General features: G+C 59.2%; 14 protein-coding genes and 2 pseudogenes. 9 read left to right on the top strand and 7 right to left on the bottom strand.

What is annotated here, in order from left to right; genetic code table 11:
- Positions 1 to 29 precede the first annotated feature (29 nt).
- Complete coding sequence (locus ABDX79_RS08460) at positions 30 to 1271, top strand: site-specific integrase (protein ID WP_346219831.1); 1242 nt, start codon at positions 30 to 32, stop codon at positions 1269 to 1271.
- A gap of 1050 nt (positions 1272 to 2321) precedes the next feature.
- Here ABDX79_RS08460 and ABDX79_RS08455 read toward each other — a convergent pair.
- Positions 2322 to 3812 carry a DNA cytosine methyltransferase gene (locus tag ABDX79_RS08455; RefSeq protein ID WP_346219830.1) on the bottom strand — a complete coding sequence of 497 codons (1491 nt, stop codon included), beginning with the start codon at positions 3810 to 3812 and terminating at the stop codon, positions 2322 to 2324.
- A 446-nt stretch (positions 3813 to 4258) separates the two neighbouring features.
- Positions 4259 to 4453 (bottom strand): annotated as a pseudogene (locus ABDX79_RS08450) (integrase core domain-containing protein); the annotation flags it as partial.
- 364 nt (positions 4454 to 4817) lie between these two features.
- Between ABDX79_RS08450 and ABDX79_RS08445 the strand changes: the two are divergent.
- A complete protein-coding gene (locus ABDX79_RS08445; protein WP_346219829.1) occupies positions 4818 to 6920 on the top strand; it encodes a putative bifunctional diguanylate cyclase/phosphodiesterase in 2103 nt (700 codons plus the stop codon).
- A gap of 453 nt (positions 6921 to 7373) precedes the next feature.
- On the opposite strand, the gene ABDX79_RS08440 is transcribed toward ABDX79_RS08445, so the two are convergent.
- Entirely contained in the window at positions 7374 to 7997 is a 624-nt protein-coding gene (locus ABDX79_RS08440) for a LexA family transcriptional regulator (RefSeq protein ID WP_463671137.1), read from the bottom strand.
- 642 nt (positions 7998 to 8639) lie between these two features.
- Here ABDX79_RS08440 and ABDX79_RS08435 point away from each other — a divergent pair.
- From ABDX79_RS08435 to ABDX79_RS08425, 3 genes are all read left to right on the top strand, one after another.
- On the top strand, positions 8640 to 8936 hold the full coding sequence (locus tag ABDX79_RS08435) for a putative quinol monooxygenase (protein ID WP_346219828.1): 297 nt from the start codon (positions 8640 to 8642) through the stop codon (positions 8934 to 8936).
- A complete protein-coding gene (locus tag ABDX79_RS08430; protein ID WP_346219827.1) occupies positions 8921 to 10063 on the top strand; it encodes a sigma-70 family RNA polymerase sigma factor in 1143 nt (380 codons plus the stop codon). Before ABDX79_RS08435 ends, ABDX79_RS08430 begins: the two co-directional genes overlap by 16 nt.
- Before the next feature lie 402 nt (positions 10064 to 10465).
- Positions 10466 to 11260, top strand: coding sequence for a GNAT family N-acetyltransferase (locus tag ABDX79_RS08425; RefSeq protein ID WP_346219826.1), 795 nt, complete (start codon positions 10466 to 10468; stop codon positions 11258 to 11260).
- A gap of 140 nt (positions 11261 to 11400) precedes the next feature.
- Here the strand turns inward: ABDX79_RS08425 and ABDX79_RS08420 are convergent, their stop codons facing one another.
- From ABDX79_RS08420 to ABDX79_RS08410, 3 genes are all read right to left on the bottom strand, one after another.
- Positions 11401 to 12153: an SDR family oxidoreductase gene (locus ABDX79_RS08420; protein WP_346219825.1), complete on the bottom strand. Its 753-nt coding sequence runs from the start codon at positions 12151 to 12153 to the stop codon at positions 11401 to 11403.
- A 149-nt stretch (positions 12154 to 12302) separates the two neighbouring features.
- Positions 12303 to 12779, bottom strand: coding sequence for an STAS/SEC14 domain-containing protein (locus tag ABDX79_RS08415; RefSeq protein ID WP_346219824.1), 477 nt, complete (start codon positions 12777 to 12779; stop codon positions 12303 to 12305).
- A 781-nt stretch (positions 12780 to 13560) separates the two neighbouring features.
- Entirely contained in the window at positions 13561 to 15228 is a 1668-nt protein-coding gene (locus ABDX79_RS08410) for an AMP-binding protein (RefSeq protein ID WP_346219823.1), read from the bottom strand.
- 108 nt (positions 15229 to 15336) lie between these two features.
- On the opposite strand from ABDX79_RS08410, the gene ABDX79_RS08405 reads away from it, so the two are divergent.
- Positions 15337 to 16218: an alpha/beta fold hydrolase gene (locus tag ABDX79_RS08405; protein ID WP_346219822.1), complete on the top strand. Its 882-nt coding sequence runs from the start codon at positions 15337 to 15339 to the stop codon at positions 16216 to 16218.
- 97 nt (positions 16219 to 16315) lie between these two features.
- Here the strand turns inward: ABDX79_RS08405 and ABDX79_RS08400 are convergent, their stop codons facing one another.
- The gene (locus ABDX79_RS08400; RefSeq protein ID WP_346219821.1) at positions 16316 to 16729 is read right to left on the bottom strand and encodes an ASCH domain-containing protein; all 414 of its coding nucleotides are present in this window, start codon (positions 16727 to 16729) and stop codon (positions 16316 to 16318) included.
- A gap of 276 nt (positions 16730 to 17005) precedes the next feature.
- On the opposite strand from ABDX79_RS08400, the gene ABDX79_RS08395 reads away from it, so the two are divergent.
- The 3 genes and pseudogenes from ABDX79_RS08395 to ABDX79_RS08385 all read left to right on the top strand — a co-directional run bounded on the left by ABDX79_RS08395 (position 17006) and on the right by ABDX79_RS08385 (position 19112).
- Positions 17006 to 17764, top strand: coding sequence for a sulfite exporter TauE/SafE family protein (locus ABDX79_RS08395; protein WP_346219820.1), 759 nt, complete (start codon positions 17006 to 17008; stop codon positions 17762 to 17764).
- Between the two features lie 169 nt (positions 17765 to 17933).
- Positions 17934 to 18485: pseudogene (locus tag ABDX79_RS08390) on the top strand (fasciclin domain-containing protein); the annotation flags it as partial.
- Positions 18486 to 18575: 90 nt separating this feature from the next.
- The gene (locus ABDX79_RS08385; RefSeq protein WP_463671138.1) at positions 18576 to 19112 is read left to right on the top strand and encodes a fasciclin domain-containing protein; all 537 of its coding nucleotides are present in this window, start codon (positions 18576 to 18578) and stop codon (positions 19110 to 19112) included.
- Positions 19113 to 19205 lie beyond the last annotated feature (93 nt).

Genomic DNA, 19205 nt, shown 5'->3' with positions numbered 1-19205 from the left:
TACACCTCCGCGTACACAGGATGCGGTGCATGTATCTCTGGCGACGACCAAACGGCTTCACGTTCCAACTTCGAATCCCTTCCGATACTCGCAAATCCTTCGGTCACACACCGTTGCGCGCCCGGATCGGCCCGGTCCGATCAACGGAAGCTAAACGCCGAGCAGCTATCCTCGCAGGCCATTGCCATGCGTTGATGCTGGATCCTCAGATGACCCGACCAACTCTCGATAAAAGCCTCGCCGCTCTGGCGTCGGAGCTTCGTGCCCTGGATCGGGAGACACGCTCGACGTCTTTGAATGAATTGGCTGCCTATTCGGACGCTCTGTATGAGTCGGAGTTCGACGACCCCGGCTCACAGGAACTCGCGGCCCATCTCCGGACCAAGACCGCAGCGCTCGGCGCTCGCAAGAGCGCTCTCAATTCGATTCGGGCCCGCCTTGAAACACTCGGCACTGTTCTCGATCGGGACGACGCCACGTGGGCCTCTGAACGTGCCACGTTCCGGGAGATGCTTTCAGACCTTCATTCTGCCGAACGTCGCGAGATCGCGAACGACGTCAAGCCGTCAGTATCTGAACCGCCCTCACCTCAGATCGGCCCCACACTGGATTGCTTATTGAGCATCACTGCGGCGCCGATCGTTCAGGCCCGTCGCGATGCCCTCGATCAGGGAGGCGACTCCGCCAGTCGATATGGAGAGCGCGTCCAGCAGGCACTCGCCGCGTTTATCGAGATCGTAGGGGACAAACCACTACGGGCCTACGTCCCCGCTGACGTGCAGGAGTTTGCGAACGTACTCGCACGCGTTCCGTCGAACCGACACAAAATCAAAATCTTCGCCGGATTGTCGGCCCGGAAGGCCGCTGAGTTGAATGATAAGCTGCCTGACGATCAACGCCGAGCTCGTCTCTCCTCTTCAGCGGTGAAGGGATACGTTTCGGACTTTCTGCCGACTTGGCGGGCCGTCGCTGCGACCGTTCCCGGCGTCCGAGATCTAGGATCCGTCAAGGTGACGCCGCCGCGAGCAGCATCTCCAGCAGTGGCGCGCGAGGGGTTATCTGCCGAGGCACTGAACGTCTGGCTCGCTGATGCCGCCACCTATGCCGATCCACATATGCGTTGGCTTCCCCTCCTTGGCCTTCTCACGGGAATGCGGATCTCTGAGCTCGTTTACACTCAAGGTCGAGACGTTCGAACCATCAACGGCAAGCTGATCATCGACCTTCGAACAACTGTGCAGGAAGGCGGCGTCGAACGGCCCGGCCCCTGAAGACGGCGACCTCGTCCCGCCTGGTCGCCGTTCACCCGATCCTTCATGATCTTGGTTTCGTACCGTGGGCACAGACCGTCGACGGGTACCTCTTCCCCGATTTCCACGTGTCGAAGGATCCGGGCGCTACGGCGCAGAAGCGGATGGGACATTGGATGCGGCGCCTTGGTATTGCGGAACGCCAGAAGGGCGTCTTCCATTCTCTGCGGCACAATGCGAAGGCCTGGCTTCGTCCGCAGGTCGGCGACCGGACGGCAGACATGCAATGCGGACACGCGCCGTCGACGGTTGGGGCTCGCTATGGGTTCCGTGTTCTGACGTCCGATGAAATCGAAGCGATCGAACAGGCGACGCTTCCCCGCGGCATCAATTTCTCCCCATATCTCAGCGATCCGTCGAAGCCGCTGCCTAAATTGAAGCTTCCTCGACCGACGCCTCGTTTCCGGAATGTCCCAAACCTCGCTGAACTTCGATCGCGGACGTCTTCAAAGTCCAAACGCGGCCGGGGGTCGTCGACGTAACCGATCTGTTCCGGACGAAGCGAGTACGTTCCTGCGCGGGCAGCGTAAACTCTGCCTTGGGCAGAAGCGGAGCCGGATTGAACATTCCTGGAGAGAACTTCGACCCGGATGGGACACCCGCCCACGTTGACGCACAGGGTGAAGGCGCCCCTACGGCGCTATGATTGGCGCGGCACGCCTCCACCCTGCTCCGCTTCGCTCCGACCCTCCGGGCTGGAAAACGAGGACGGCCTCGCGGCGTCAGTTCACTCGTCGTCAATTGTGTGTATGACCCGAGATGGTTCGGCTCCGTCATGCCCGGAGCCGAACATCTTAGACCTGTTAGCAGGTCGCTTTACTCCGCTGCCGCGGTGAAGGATGCCGAAGCCGGCGCGCGAGTCCGAACGATCTGGCCGAGTGAACGACGCGGTATTGGGTTTCGCTTTTCGGAGAAACGGCTGCGCTTCATGTTCTGGTCCTTGTCGATCGGCCAGAACGAACTTCAACCTGGATCAAGCCAAGGGGGCAACATCAACGGCCCTAAGGCGCTTTAATCGAATCCGCGCAGTTCGCGCGGATTGATATCCGCACCGTATTTCCTGATACGCCCTTCTCGCGCAACCTCCTGACGGTACTCCTCGTGCAATACCCAATAGCGGATGGCTTTCCGGAGGTTCGACTGGCGGGACGCACCGTAGAGAGTGAAAGCGGGGATCTTCGCGAGGCGGACGAGAGCATGATCGAGGTCTTCGAACGTTCGCCGTCCCAACAGGCGCATGACCGCTCGTGTGTCAGTCATAATCTGGTTTACGCGGTCGACAGTCAGATGGTTCTTCCTCAACAGCCATTTTCGATAGGCCTTCTCTAGGCGCACCTTCTTTGGCGGTATCTCCCCTGCCGCGTAGGACTTGATGCAGGTCGCGATCATGCGACCGACAGGCGGCGCGACGGCGTTCGCGAGCATCTGCATGCGCGCCGTGTTTGATCCACCCGCAGACCAATCCCATTCCGGTGGGAACCCACCGATGAGAGAAGCCTGCTCGAACGTCGGGATCGGAAGGACAGAAGGGTCGACTACGTCGCCTTTCTTCGGCTTGTAGCTCGGAACAGGCGCAGAAAGGCTGCCGTGGAGAATTGTAGGTGCCGGACGATCCACCTCCCGGGTTCCGACGCTCGACTTACCTCCGGGGGTCAGCCAGAACAGGCGGCCTACCTCGGCTCGGTCGCATTCAGGCAATCGCTCGATGGTCTCGACGTCGGCTTTGCGGAGCTCGTATCCTTTAGCACCTGCGGTTCGGCGTGACGTCGAAGTGAGGGTTGGGCTAGGTTCCTCTGACAGCCAGATCGAGCGCCGTTCTCCGTCGTCATGTCCGCGACGGAAGAAGACCTTCCCGAAGTCGGGACCCAGGACGTCAGCAACTGTCGTTTGACGGGAATGCTTCGCTGCTTCGATATGATCGAGCAGCCAACCGTCCTCTTCGTCCAGGCAACCAATAAGGAAAAGACGTTTTCGGGTCTGCGCGACGCCGTACCACGACGCGTTAATTACCGCTTCCGTGAGGCCATAGCCGTTGTGCCGAAAGACGTTCGTGATCCTGCGATATATATCGAAACAACGAATGCGCGGGACGTTCTCCATGACGAAGAACCGCGGGCGGGCGTGAGTGACAATGATGGAGAAAGCTTCGGTCAGCGCCGCGTCCGGGGAGGCTTCTCCCTTTGGAACACCTTTCGTTTTGTTCGCGGGTGACCAAGGCTGACATGGAGGGCCGCCAACGATCAGATCCGGGGCGAAGGCGGCGATCTGGGGTGCGAAGCGAAGGAGATCGCCGTAGTCTGGTCGTCCGTTGTCGGCCGTTCCAAGATTAGCTACCCTGCTCCTCTGACGTCCGTTGAGCTTATCGAGCCGATGAGCGAAGTTGGCATCGTGCACTGCGATCGCGGCCGGGTCGAAGTCATACGCTGCGGCTAGACCTATTCCTGCCTGGCGGAGGCCGAGCGAGAATCCGCCCGCCCCCGAAAAGATCTCGACCGCTTTCATGGGAAGCCTCCAGTAGTGACGGTGGTTTCACTACCTCAACCGTTCATGACGAATGGTTCACGTGCGACCCGCCACGTTTGCTCGTGGTGAAGAAACGTTCACTGCGACGTTTGCTTTGCGGAGCTTCGTTTCCCACAGGCTCGGGACCACCTACAGCGCGACTAGGGGCGCGGTGTTACCCTTCGCCGCTCCGCCTTCGGCTTCGGCCGTTCCAGGTTGGAAAACGGAAGGTGGCCTGCTGACGAAGCTTCCAGAAATCTCTTGCGCCTTGCTGACCCAGCGAAAGAGGATTGTGAAAGGCCGGAACGTCGAGACGACCGCACCCTAACGCGCCCGTCCGGAAACGGCCGATTTTGAGCGCCCCAATGGCCTGCCCCTTCCGGGTGGTCCGGTGTGAGTCTTAGTGCATTTTCGGGCGGGACCTGCCCCTTTCTTTGGTCCAGATCTCACGCGATCCTCCGGGCTGGTTTGAGTAAGGCGGCGAAGGCGCTCGGCGTCAAGTTTCCGAGCGATGAATGCGGACGTGCCGTGTTGTAGTGGTGGCGCCAGCTTTCGATCACGATCTTAGCCTCGGCGAGTGAGTAGAAGATCTCACCGTTCAGCAGCTCGTCGCGGAGCTTGGAATTGAAGCTCTCGCACAATGTTGAATCAAACTTAACATTCTGATTACAGATGGTTTTCGGCTTCAAATATAACCTGTGGTAATGATATTCAGGTCACGTTGAAACGCCTTGGCTGGCAAGCGGCCAAGGACCGCAACCCGCTTCGGCCGATCGGTAAGCGTAGTAGATAGGGCAGTGGCATCCTTACTTTCCGATAGGCGCTCAAAGCTCTGGTTTTCCCACCGCCCCGGAACCGCCTTGCCGACGGCGCGTCCCGCGCCGGCCAGCACCACGCGTGACCACGGAGCGTTACCGCGCCCCTTCAGCCTGAAGCTTTGCAGTAATGTTTATATCGTACAAAGACTTTCCACCAGCGCAGGTCCGCCGCATGAGGGATGCTTCCATGAATACCGCAGCCCCGTCTCGTCGGTCGACCGCCGTCCCTCGCAGTCTTGCCGACGACCTTGATCGGGTTGCCCGTTTTACACGCGAAGTCTTCGAAGCCGACGCCGTGCGTGTGCGCATCGACCATGCGGACGGCGGAATTTCCCTTCATACCGCTGGCGACATGCCGACCTGCTTAATCGTCGACGTTCGAGTCGCAAGCTCGGTTGTCGATCCAACGGAGGCGGAGAGACATAACGTACTCCTGGAGAGCGTTTGCGACCCGGATGGGACATCGATCGGCTCGATCACGGTCTATCGTCCAGCTGCGACGAAGGTCGAGCGCGTCGAAACCCGATTGCTTTCGGGGCTGGCGCGTCACGTCGGCGATCGGGTCGAAGCAGCGCGCCTCGCCGATGTCGAGGCTTCACAACGGTTCGAAAGTATCGCGACAACCTCGCCCGACGCCATCGTCATCGCGAACGCAAGCAACGAGATCGTCGCGTGGAACGCCGGTGCGGAACGCCTGTTCGGATACTCTTCGAGCGAGGTGCTCGGGCAATGCTTGACCCTTATCGTGCCGCCGGCGATGCGGTCCGCACATAGCGAAGGCTTCAGGCGGGTCGCTGCTGGAGGCGCGGCGAAACTCATCGGTCAGTCGGCAAAGGTCACGGCCTGTCGGAGGGATGGTAGCGAGTTCCCCATCGAACTTTCGCTCTCGCAATGGATGGAGCGCGGCGAGCACAGGTTCGGAGCCATCATGCGCGACATGAGCGAGCGCGTCGAAACCGAGGCGCGGCTCCTGGAAGCTGCCTTGACGGATCCATTGACCGGGCTCGCGAACCGAGGAGCTTTCAACGAGCGACTGGACGAAATTCTCGCCGCAGGACGTCGCGCGAACCTTCTTCTGATCGACCTCGATGGCTTCAAGGACGTCAACGACACGCTCGGCCATCCGGTTGGGGACGCAGTTCTGGTCGAGGTCGCACGTCGCATCCAGGAATGCACTGGTCAGTTCGGATTCTGCGCTCGCATGGGCGGAGACGAGTTCGTGGTCATCATGGAAGACATCGCCAATCCGATGGACGCCCATTGGCAGGGCGAGACGTTGATCGACGCAATCGAAGTTGCGATCCCCGCATCCGGTGCCCTCGTCACCATCAGCGCCAGTGTCGGAATTGCTTGCACTGGACATGACGGAGCCGATGCCGGGGTGCTGGTCGCAAATGCGGATCTCGCGCTCTACCGGGCCAAGCGAGACGGACGCGGACGCACACGGCTGTTCACCCCGGATCTTCGTCACAAGGTTGCCGAAAGGGGCCTGGCTCGTCAGGAACTCGCTCGGGCTTGGACGACGGATGCCTACGAGCTCTATTATCAGCCGCAGGTTGTGCTTGCGGACGGCTCGATAAAAGGTGCGGAGGCGCTCCTGCGTTGGAACCATCCCGAACGGGGGCTGCTTGCCCCAGGAGCGTTCCTTCCGTTGCTGGAAAGCGACGCCACCGCCATCGCGGTCGGGACCTGGATTCTCGAGACCGCATGCCGTCAGGCTGCTTACTGGCGCTCGACGAGCCGGTCCGACTTTCGTGTCGCCGTCAATCTATTCCCGATCCAGTTCAAGTCCGGAGATCTCATCCGGCATGTCGAGCATGCCTTGAAGGCGGCGGGCCTTGCCCCGGATGGCCTTGAGATCGAGATCACCGAGACCACCATCCTGAAAAACGACGAGCGTATTCTCTCCCAGCTCGAGCGTCTGAGAACCCTCGGGGTTTCCCTCTCCTTCGACGACTTCGGCACGGGTTTCGCCTCGCTCAGCATGCTGCGCAAGTATCCGGTCTCGAAGATTAAAATCGACCGTTCCTTCATCAGTGGGCCCGACGTCACGGATCGGGACATGTCAATTACCCGAGCGATGATCCAGATGGCTGAGGGTCTGGGGATGACGACGGTTGCAGAAGGCATCGAGACGCCCGAGCAGCACGCCGTGCTGACCGAGCAGGGATGTGGGTGGGGTCAGGGTTACCTATATGGTCGCCCTATGACCGCACGCGACTTCGAAAGGTTTTGCGGGTTCGAATCCGGAAAAGCAGGGAATTGGGCCCGCGCAAAGAAGGTCGGCTAGGCTGCGAGCGGTCGAACAGACTCGCCAGAGGACGTTTCCGGGACCCATTCGCTGACGGCACCGATACGTCATGCCTTCTCAGTCCACGGTCAACTTTCGGCCGCTTGGATCCTGCTCTCGTCTGTTACAAGAAGATAGGGAGCAAGGAGTATCGACGCCATTCGTCGTATCGGTCGTGGCGGACTTGGCCGCAACGATTGGAACCAGTGACTGGCTAAGCTGGCGGTTAGGGCTGCACGTGCATTCATCCGTCAAACATCCGATTCAAGCAACACATGTCGTTCCCAAAAAGGTCCTTGATTGGTCGAGCGCTGAACGGCCGCTATCATCCTGCGACGCCAAGAAGCCGACTGCCAACTCTCGGCCCAAGCTGGCTGCTCTACTGCGATTGATTGACCGGACTGGCGGTGGAGCGGTTTCGGTGGCCGAAAGCGCGTCGCTCAATTTTCAAGTTCAGCGCTTGCGGATCGGGCCGCCGTGCCAGAAGGCGAGGCCGTGGATGCGGACGCGTTCATCCCATTCCCGACGCGGGATCCGGATCGGCGTGTAGAACTCGTTGTCAGACGTCAGAAGCATATCGCCCTGGTCGCTGCCCTGGAGGCGCTTCACGTAGAGCAGATCGTCCAGCGTAAGGACGATGACGTTGCCGATCGTCGCCTGCAGCGTGTTTCGATCGTGCCTTATCAAAAGAACGTCGCCGTCGCGGATCGTCGGGTCCATCGAGTCGCCGACGACCTCGATCATCGAGATCTGAACGTTCGGCGGAACGAACCGATAGAGCCAATCCCGAGCGACATAGAAGCTGTCATTTGGCTCCTGAAGCGCGGGGACCGCTCCTCCTCCCGCCGCAGCTTGGATGACGAAGCGCGGAACAGCAACTAAGGTGTTGGTTGGACCTGTTATCTTTTCTCGTGTTTTAACCTCGGTTTTCGGGTGCTGATCGGAACTCAAACCGAGAAGCCATGCGGTATCGCATCCAGTCGCTTCAACCAATCGCGCAAGGTCATTGCTGCGAGGGTCTCGACCTTTAAGCCAGCCATAGAGGGTGCTGCGATTAATGCCGGCAAGATCTGCCAAGTGCTGTCTGTCACTGGGTATGGCGAAAGGCGGGAATAGGCGGAAATATCCGGGATTTCGTGGAAACGCCGAAAGATAAAGGGTTTGGGGATTGATCGGACGGGCGAAGTCGTCAAACGATTTGACACTCGGTTTGGCGAAAGAGCGCTGCTCCTTGGCAATGCGCGCTCGCGATGTAGCGTTTTCGAAATCGCATTTTATGCTGGCGCTGCGGAGGCGCAGTAAGCCCCGGAGCGAAGGCTTTGACGAATTAAAGGCCAGCCTTGCGACCGATGTCTAGTCGTGTTGAATGGCGGGCCCGGACCAAACTCAAGTTGCGCCATTCTCGCATCTTGCGGCGATAGGCTGAGAAAGCCTGGAAATCTGGGAGTAAATGGCGTTCGAGTGGGGCTTTCGAGGGCATTGAAGTTGCGCCGCACCCGGCGCGGCTTCTGTCGCTGTTGTACGAGCGCGTGTGAAACAGAATACTATGAAAGTGTTCCAAAAACGAGAGTTCGAATGACAGGGTCTGGTGGAGTGCCGACCGTCTGCTTCGGGATCACGAACGAAAAGAGCGGACATTTCGCGCGTATGTCACGTTCAGGTCAGCTCATCCGTCATTGATGTGAGAACACCAGGTTCTCTTTCAACGGAGCTTTCCCGATGTATGCGCTATTTTTGAAACATAAAGCACGCCCGGGGTGCCGCGACGATCTCGAAGCCGCTTGGCGACGCCACATGCTTCCCGCTATCGAAGGCAATCCGGGGCATCTTGCCTATACCTACAGTTTCGCGAACGAGGCGGATGTGGTGGCGGCATTCCAGGTCTACCGGTCGAAGGACGATGCGGACGCCTTCGTCCGATCGCCTGCCTATCTTGCCTATCTTCGGGAGTCGCGACCGCTTCTTACGCATGAGCCCGAAGTGATGGTGCTGGAGCCTCGATGGACCAAGGGTTGATGATGGAGCGCGATGACGATCGGGACGGGCTTGCCACCTTCGAACGGGTGCGGTCTTCCTTGCTCGCGGTGGCGTACCGGATGCTCGGCACCCGGGCCGATGCCGAGGACGTGGTGCAGGACGTGTTCCTGCGCTGGGCCGCCATCGACCGAGCTGCGGTCCGCAATCCGCACGCGTGGATGATGACGGCCTGTACCCGCCGCTCCATCGACATCCTCCGCTCCGCCGCGCGATCGCGAACGGACTATGTCGGGCCTTGGCTCCCGGAACCGGTGGGAAGCGAATGGCTTGGTGAACCCGACGAACTTTCGTCCTCGCTCGAAACCGCCTTCCTTCTGGTTCTGGAGCGTGCTTCGCCGAAGGAGCGGGCAGCGTTTCTGCTGCACGAGGTCTTTGGCGTTCCTCACGTCGAAGTGGCGTCGATCCTCGACGTCACGATCGGGGCGAGCCGCCAACTGGCTTCTCGCGCCGCTCGCAACGTCGCCAGCGGCCACCAGCGCCAGATCGTGGATCGCGAACGCCAGCGAACCCTCATCGACGCCTTCCAGCAGGCGATCCTCACGGACGATATCGCCTCCCTCTCGACAGTTCTGGCTGAGGATATCCGACTGGTCGCGGACGGCGGCGGGAAGGCAACGGCGCTGCCGGAGCCGCTCCAGGGCCGCGCTCGCGTGCTTCAATATCTCGGCCAGGCGCGCGGCTGGTGGCAGGGCTACCGCTGGGTTCGCGAAAACGTGGCAACGGGCCCCGCCGTGGCGCTTCTGGACGGCGGTTCGATCGTCGCAAGGATCTGGCTCGAAGTGGCCGGCGAGGCCCGCGTCTCGTCGCTCTACATCATGAGAAATCCCGAAAAGTTGGGTGTTTTCTCGACGGCGGGGGGGGAAGGCGGTACAAGCGGCGTGGCGCTCCAAGAAGGGCCTGGTACGATCAAGATCGCTTCAGGGCGTCTGCTTCCCTGCCGCCTGACGGCTCGTTTGGGTCGAGAGCCGATTACATACCTAGCCCAACCTGAAACAGAATTATCAATTCTGTTTCATCGACATGTGTATGGTTATCAGCGGTCTTTCGTGCTCACCGCTGAGCTTTTCGGTGGCCTCAACATCGACTCCGTGAAGCCTCGCGCCTGACGTGCGAAATCCTGTTCAACTTCGGAGTTCGGTTCGAGGCCCAGTAGGTATTCTTCGAGCGTGCTTCTTACGCGATCACGGAAGCCCGGTTCTGACGCACTCGCTTGTTCGACAAGCATGCGCAGCGTTGTCTCGATCGCAAGTAGCCGAGCGCCGTGCGCGACGTTGTGGGGATCTGCCATCGTCTTCTCCAAGGGCTGTGCCATTTGGTTAAAGCACGGGCTTACATTTCGCGAAACGATTGCCTTCGCCATCCCTTCAAACGCGCGGTCTTGACACAGAAACGGCCGTTTGAGATGCAAGTTTAAAACAGGTTGCCCGGGCGCGCATTGCGACATGCGATGAGATCGCGGTACTTCGTAGTCTCTTCAGTCACTAAGTGCACGCACGAAAGTGAGACCCATGGTCGGTTATTTTGGCACTCCGATCCAGCAACGCCTTCAAGCGCAGGCGGAAGCGAGCGCCAGCTTTATCGAGGCGACCCCGGGCGCCTGCCAGACTGGCCGTACTATGGGCTGCGACGACCCCGAGCGGCTGGGATGGCAGCGTATTGAAGAATTCCTTGGGCGTGATGGTGCATGCGGATTCCGTCTCATCACCAGTGAGAAGGCAGACATGCTCGCTTCTCGACTAGAAGGCCAAGGTTTCCGTTTGGATCGATGGGACGTTTTCCTCGCCGACCGTGCAGCGGCCTTGGCCGCGTCGGAGGCAGTACTCTCGTGCGGTCTGCCTGAAGGTCTTCGGGAACTCAGCAGGCCCACTGATCCGGTGGGTTCGGACACGGCTCGTATCCGAGCGCGCATGGGTGATGCAGGCGTCGTGCCCTTTTCAGGCACCCTGATGACGGGAGGTGCAGGACCTGCCGTGACCGTAGCGATCGGCGATGAAAACGGCGTTGTGGTCGCCGCAGCGCATGGCTACTTGCCTCATAATCGCTTTAGCCCGTTTCATCGATATGCCTGGGGCGGTCTTGTGGCAGTAGCAGACACGCAGCGCGGCAAGCGGCTTGGAAACTATGTGAACGCACGCATGATCGCGTATGTTTTCCGCGATCTCAACGCCACACACATTTACGAACTCGTCTCCGCCTCGAACCTGCCGTCTCGGCGCATGGTTGGAGCCTGCGGCCTTCATTACGAACCAGCTCTTGTCTGTGGGATCGCGACTCCACGCGAGAGCAGTCGATTCACGCGATAACGCATGTTGTTATGGTCAGTGCACGGAGTATCTGAAACAGGAACACAGTATTCTGTTTCAGTTTCGAGCATTTACGGAAGGCGTCGAGCCTCAAAGCAGACCAGCGCCTATTATCGCGAAACGATGGTCTGGCTCGCTCGCTACAGTTTCACTGCGGCATTCCCCCCGTCGACCCACAGCGCCGAGCCCGTGACGAAGCTCGATAGGTTGCTCGCCAAGAAAAGCGCAGCGCGAGCGATCTCTTCCGGATCGGCGATTCGTTTCATGGCATGCAGGCTGGCCGCCCATTCGCGCTGCTCGGCATCGCCAGCCATTGCTGTGGCCGTACCGCCTGGCATAAGGGCGTTGGCACGAATGCCCTTCGAGCCATAGTCGGCAGTGATACCCTTTGCTAGGCTCGTGAGCCCAGCTTTTGCGGTGCCGTAGGCAGCCATGCCTGGCAAGCCGACGCTGCTGCCAACGAAACTGCTTGTGAACACTAATGAACCGCCGCCACGTCTCAATAGAGCCGGTATCTGCGCCTTTGCACCAAGAAAGGCTGCGGTTAGATTGGTCCTGAGGACGGTATCCCACTCTTCGGATGTCAGCTCGGCGAGAGGACGCATTGCGCCAACTGTGCCAGCATTGTTGAAGGCGATGTCTAGGGCGCCGAATGTTTCCTCCGCCGCTTCGACGCAGGCTTGATGCGTTTCCTCCTGCGCCACATCGCCGGCGATAACGGCGATTTCTCCGCCATCCGCTTGAATCTCGGCGGCGACTTCGTCGAGCAGTTCAATCCGACGCGCATTGAGGATGATACGCGCCCCTTCGCTGGCAAATAACTTGGCCGTAGCTCGGCCTATGCCGGAACTCGCCCCTGTAATAATAGCAACTTTGTTTTCTAGAAGATGCATTGAAGCACTCCACACTCCTGACAACGGAGCGCTCCAAATAGACGGTGGTTTTCAAACAACCCACCCGTTTTCTGGCGATCTCGATCGTCACTTCAATCCGAAACAGAATTATCAATTCTGCTTCAAAACCGAACAGAGAACTGCCGGGGTCAGTCCTGGACGAACGAGCTAATTTCCACCGGAAAGCGATCGGGCTTGAAAAGGAAATCGAAGACTAATCGGTGTTCGGTAAGATCGTTTGCAGCATGATGTTCCTCGGAAGGACCCGTAGTCCAATCAACTGCGTAAAACTCCTGATCTGAGAAGAACACGCGGACAGACGATTCAGCTGTCGCAAAATCACGCAATGCGTCGAGTTTCTGAGTATCGTCTTCATCGACAATGAAAGCCACGCGTCCGATCGACAGCGATTTCATTTCGAGTTTTTGGCGCAAACTGTCCTCTATCAACAAAGCCTGAAATGAAGCGCCTTGGAACCGCGAAATATCAACCACAACGCCGACCACGTCGTAGTGCTGGAAAGCCGTATCGAAAAGTTTTGAAACGCTTTCCATGTCGTTTGCGGTCGTGGTCCCAACGAGCCTAACGGCAACGATATTCGCCGGTGCGTACATTCTTGTCAGCATGGAATATCTCCCGCCTTTGCCTCAACCGAATGGTCTCTGACAATCTTAAGGCAAGGCCAAACCAATCGCCATTCCGTAAACAGCCTTCTTGAGAGCTGTTTTCAAACAGAATTGCTGTATTCTGTTTCACACGCGCTCGCACAACAGCGACAGAAGCCGCGCCGGGTGCGGCGCAACTTCAATGCCCTCGAAAGCCCCACTCGAACGCCATCTACTCCCAGATTTCCGGGCTTTCTGAGCTTATCGCCGCAAGATGCGAGATTGGCGCAACTTGAGTTTGGTTTTAGCTCTGGTCTCCGAGCCGGTTGATCGGCTTTCTAGATGCCGCCTTTAAACTCTCAAAGGGTCGTCGCGCATGGGTTAGCGCGCCCCTTCGTGCTTCACGCTAAAAGCTGATTTCCGAAGATGTTCGACAATCTCACTTTCGGCGCAGCAGCCGGCCGTATCGCCAAATCGAGTGTCAAAGACCTGCAGTGAACATTTCACTCCGTGCCTCGAAAAACCCCGCATTCTCAGGGCCTTTCGCGAAATCCCGGATATTTCCGCCTATTCCCGCCTTTCGCCATACCCAGTGACAGACAGCAACCGATGTGGACTGGCCCAACATCTTGAAGTGTCGGTCACCACTGTGGCGCGCCGCCGACACCGACGGAGCCTTGAAACGAAACTGGTTTCGCGTTGCGATGATGGTTTTCATGGAGACGGCCGTGACGCCTGGGCAACCGACGGACTTCAAAAGCAATGCTTTTCAAAAGTCCGTCGCCAGAAACCCGAGGGCCGCTCAGCCCCGCAATTCGCGCCGAAGCACCTTGCCGACATTGGTCTTGGGCAGTTCGTCGCGGAATTCCACGACACGCGGACGTTTGTAGCCGGTGAGGTTTTCCCGGCAGTAAGCCTTGACCGCCTCCTCGTCGATTGTCGGATCTTCCCTCACGACGACGAGCTTGACCGCTTCACCCGAGTTTTCGTCGGGAATTGCAACCGCCGCAGCCTCCACGATACCGGGCATCGACGCTACGACATCCTCGATCTCGTTTGGATAGACGTTAAAACCGGAGACGTTGATCATGTCCTTCTTGCGATCGACGATGCGGAACCAGCCGTTCTCGTCCATCACGCCGATATCGCCGGTGCGGAAGAAGCCGTCCGCCGTCATCACCTTCGCCGTCTCGTCGGGACGTTCCCAGTAGCCCGCCATGACCTGCGGTCCCTTGACCGCGATCTCGCCCTCATCGCCCTGAGGCAGCTTCTCGCCATCCTCGGAGAGGATCGCCATCTCCGTTCCCGGCAACGGAAGACCGACCGTACCGGTATACTTCGTGCCGAACGTATGGTTCGCGGATGCGACCGGCGAGGTTTCGGACAGGCCGTAGCCTTCGCAGATCGAGTTGCCGGTCAACTCTTCCCACATTTCGGCGGTCTTCTTCTGAACCGCCATGCCGCCGCCGACGGACAGAAGGAGCGGCGACCAGTCGACGGACTTGGCATCCTTGTGCCGGGCGATCGCGCCGAAAAGCGTATTGACACCCGGGAAGGTATGGAAGGTCTTGCCCTTCAACGCCTTCAACAAGGCCGGCAGATCGCGCGGGTTGGGTATCAAGATATTGCTGCCGCCCATGCGCATGCACAGCATCATGTTCACGGTAAATCCGAAGATGTGGTAGAGCGGCAGCGCACAGACCATGGTCACCGTATCGCCGGGCTTGATCTGGGTGAGCGCCGGCTTGAACCAGAGTTCGACCTGAAGCACGTTCGAGATGATGTTGCCGTGGGTCAGCGCCGCGCCCTTGGAAACGCCGGTCGTGCCTCCGGTATACTGAAGAACCGCGACGTCATCGATCTTTCCGGGCATCGGCTTGAATGTCGCCGCCCCGCCCTTTTTCAGCGCATCTATGAAGGAAATCGCATCCGGTAGATCGTAGTCCGGCACCATCTTCTTGATCTTCCGGACGACGAGATTGGTGACGAAGCGCTTCACGGTCGATTGCAGATCGCCGATCGTGGTCACGATGACATGCTCCAGCGGCGTCTGCGCCTTACAGGTCTCAACGGTCTTCGCCATATTTTCAAGAACGACGATCGCTCTCGCACCGGCGTCCTTCAGCTGATGCGTCAACTCCTTCGGGGTATAAAGCGGGTTCGTGTTCACGACGGTCAGCCCCGCCCGGAGCGCGCCGGCGACAGCGACAGGATAGGCGAACACGTTCGGCATCATCAACGCGATTCGATCCCCCTTCTTCAGGCCGATCGACTGGAGATAAGCCGCGAAATGGCGGGACTTCTCGTCGAGTTCGGAGAAGTTCATCTCCGACCCCATCAGGCTGTAGGCGGTGACATCGCCATGCTTCTTGAAAGCCTCGTCCAGAAGATCGGCGAGGGACTCGTAGCTGTGCGGCGGCAGTTCGCGAGGCACACCCTCTTGATAATGCTGGAGCCAAGGCGCGTTCATGATGTTTCCTCTTGTGTTTTTGCGCAGCCTAGCTGACCCACAACCGGAAACAAGCAGCTATCGCTTTCAAAGCGATGGAAAAGGCTGAAAATGTCGGGAGACCATTCGATGACCGGTGAAGACGCAAAACCAGACGATGGGCGGATCGTCACCTACGAACGGGACAGGCTGACCCTCGCAATGCGGGTGTTCGAAGGAGCGGAGACCGCTGTTCGGCCGATCGCCTGTCTGCCGGGCCTGACCCGCAACAGCCGCGACTTCACCGCGTTCGCCCATGCAATCCGCGATCTCGATCCGGAGAGAACGGTGATCGCTTTCGATTATCGCGGGCGCGGACTGTCCGACGCCGCAGCCCAAGCCGAGGCTTACAACGCCGCAGAGGAAGCCAAGGATGTCCTCGCAGGTCTTGATCATCTCGGCGTGAAATCGGCCGATTTCATCGGCACGTCGCGTGGTGTCATCGTAACGCATCTGATCGCGGCGACGGCGCCGGACAGAATCGGCCGGGTCGTCTTTAACGATGCCGGACCGCGCATCGAGGTGGACGGCCTCATCACCATCCGCGACTATCTTCAGGCCGCAAAGGCCTATGAGAGCCTCGACCAAGCCGCCGACGCGATCGAGGCGCTGTTCGGCCCGACCTTTCCGGCGCTGGGACGGCCCGATTTCGAGCGTCAGGCGCGCGCGACAGTCGTGGAGCGGGACGGTGTCTTCGTCTCCGACTATGATCCGAAGCTGTTGAGAACGCTCGATGCGCTGGAAGCGGGCAAACCGCTCCCGGAATTCTGGGAGCTGTTCGACCTCCTGAAGGACAAACCGCTTCTCGTGTTGCGGGGCGAGAATTCGGACATTCTGACAGGAACGACGGCCGACGAAATGGTCGCACGGCATCCCGATTGCCGGCTTCATCTTGTCGAGGGCCAGGGCCATCCTCCTTTCCTCGAAACGGCTGGCCTGCCCCGGCTGATCTTCGATTTTCTGACGGTGTAGAAAGGCGTCGAGCTTCATCACTCTCGCGCATGGAGAACGGGACCGTTAATTCTTCAAAATATCGCGAGCAATTGCTCATCTCTAAGGGAGCGTTTGTTCAGCTCAGATTTTCAATAAGAATGAACCGCTCCCACAGGATTTGCATATCTGGAGAAAACCCGCCATTGCGCTCGAGGTAGCGACGATGCCCCGTGCGCCATTCGTCAAGGCTTTCATTCTCGCCTTCGGCAAGAGCCATAGGCTCCGTCACCTCGGAGAATCGGCACTGGATCAATTCAGTTGTCTCGATCACCAAGGCAGGAGCCCCGTCCCAATCCAAAGCAATGTCCCGTCGCCCAATGGCAGGCATTGGTTCCCCGATTTGAATATCTCGAAGCGCGCTACAGGTTGCCGTCTTCCTCCCGGAACGTACCAACGACAGAAGATGCATGCACAGGCTGCGACTGTCGCCGAACTTAAAGGTCTGAGCGGTAGAATAGCGTTCCCTTATCGCATCGATCTCGTCAGACATCAGCGTCAACCCACTTTACGCAGTTTTCGACATCGGAACGGTGCATGAAAATATCCGTGTATGGCAAGCTTGGCCGGAAGAAAAGCGGGCATCACCCTTCACTCTGCACTTACGTTCAGCTCTGGATCGCAAGCACGTGTCGAGATACCCGGCACTACGGCAGCCGATTGAATATTTTTCGTGTCTTCTGACGCGAGAACCATCTTCTTCTCGCCTCGCCCTTCAGCCGGATCGGTGATAGCGCGGCGATCGATCCATCTCGTTCCGCCGGCCCTCATGATCACAGATCCCTGGTTCTACTGTGCCGCTATTCCAGCGGTCTTTCTCATCGGACTGTCGAAAGGCGGGTTCGGCGGCACGCTGGCGCTGATCGGCGTGCCTTTGATGGCGCTCGCCATCGCGCCCGCAGCTGCCGCCGGCATCCTTCTGCCCATCCTGCTCTTGATGGACGTGATCGCGCTCTATGCCTGGCGCGGCAATGTCTCCAAATCCGTGCTCGTTCACCTGCTGCCCGCCTCGATCATCGGAATCGCCATCGGCTACCTCACCTCGGCCTATGCGCCGCCCGGTGCGATCCGCATCGTGATCGGGCTTTTGTCGCTGTGGTTCGTCGCCAACTGGTGGTTCCGCACCCGCCATATGATCGAACGCGCACGGGAGAGCCGGGGCCGCGCCTGGTTTTGGGGCATGGGCGCGGGCTATGGCAGCTTCGTCGCCCACGCCGGCGGCCCGCTGTTTCAGGTCTATGTCGTCCCGCTACGTCTGGCACCGACGGTTTATGCGGGAACGGCCGTCGTCTTCTTTGCCGTCGCCAATGCGGTGAAACTGATCCCCTATTATGCGCTCGGCCAGTTCTCCCACGAAAACGTCCTGACCTCGCTGGTCCTTCTTCCCCTAGCCCCGGTCGCGACGCTTTTCGGCGTCTGGCTGGTCAAGCGGATCGAGCCGGAGCTGTTCTACCGGATCGTCTATGGCCTTCTGGTGCCGGTCGGGCTGAAGCTTGTCTATGACGGGGTCAGCGCCGTTCTGACGTAACGGACCGGCTTTTCTGTCTGATCGGCTTGCGTTGTTGTCCGACGATCGTCCGGTTCACCGTTTCGTTATAGGTGTCACAAGACTTTCACACATCCGCGAGGACCACGCCTTCGTAAATTCGCTACCGGGCATCGAAAAGCGAGTGCCCAGAGGTTTACGGGAGGCAATAATGAAACTCATGATGACGACAGCCATTCTGGCCGCCGCGCTCAGCCTGAGCGCCGCGCCGATCGCATATGCCCAGGCCAATCCGATGGTCGGCGGAGCGGAAATGCCCGCGAGCCGCAATATCATCGAAAACGCGGTCAACTCGGCCGACCATACGACCCTTGTCGCCGCAGTGAAGGCAGCAGGTCTCGTCGATACCCTGTCCAGCGAAGGCCCGTTCACCGTCTTCGCCCCCACCAATGCCGCTTTCGACAAACTTCCCGACGGCACGGTCGAGAACCTCCTGAAGCCGGAAAACAAGGATCAACTCGCCAAGATCCTCACCTGCCACGTCGTCGCAGCAAACGCGATGGCGAGCGACATTCAGGGCATGGTGAGCGACGACGGCGGCGCCCATCCGGTGAAAACCGTCGGCGGTTGCACGTTCACGGCCAAGGTCGAAAACGGCGAGGTCAAGATCGAGGACGGTCAGGGGAATGTCGCGACGGTGACGATACCCGACGTGAAGCAGTCCAACGGCGTCATCCACGTCATCGACACCGTGCTTCTGCCAGCAGACGACAGCGGCAAACAGGCCTCGGATAGCTCGTCTTCCTCCGCTTCCGAAGGCGGAGACCAGATGGCAAACTCGAGCGACAGCGCCATGTCGAGCGGCTCGAATGCAGACGGCGCCATGTCCTCGAACATGAAAGGCGGTGATAATCCGATGGTCGGCGGCGCGCCCATGTATGCCGATAAGAACCTCGTCGAGAATGCGGTCAATTCGAAGGATCACACGACGCTGGTGGCCGCGGTGAAAGCAGCCGGTCTCGTCGAGACGCTATCCGGCGAAGGCCCGTTTACGGTGTTCGCGCCGGTCAATGCGGCCTTCGACAAGTTGCCCGCCGGCACGGTCGATACGCTTCTGAAGCCGGAAAACAAGGATCAGCTGACGAAGGTTCTGACGGCCCATGTGGTGCCCGGCAAGATGTCCGAAGCGGACCTTCGGCAGAACATCGAGAGCAATGGCGGCAAGTACAACATGGAGACGGCGAGCGGCGACGCGCTGACTGCCATGATCAAGAACGGCGATGTCTGGATCTTCGATGAGTCCGGTACGGCCGGGAAAGTGACGATTGCCGACGTCAATCAGTCGAATGGGGTCATCCAGGTCGTCGATACGGTTCTTGTCCCGAAATAGCTAACCCGGTTTTCGGCCCAAAGGACGTCAAAGGAAAAGGCCGCGGACGATGCCGCGGCCTTTCCTCGTTTCAATTCAAGTAATCCGGCTCCT

The organism is Fulvimarina fulva, assembly GCF_039652615.1.
Classification (GTDB): domain Bacteria; phylum Pseudomonadota; class Alphaproteobacteria; order Rhizobiales; family Rhizobiaceae; genus Fulvimarina.
The sequence above is the reverse complement of the archived record's forward strand: the minus strand, read 5'-3'. Positions and strand labels throughout refer to the sequence as shown.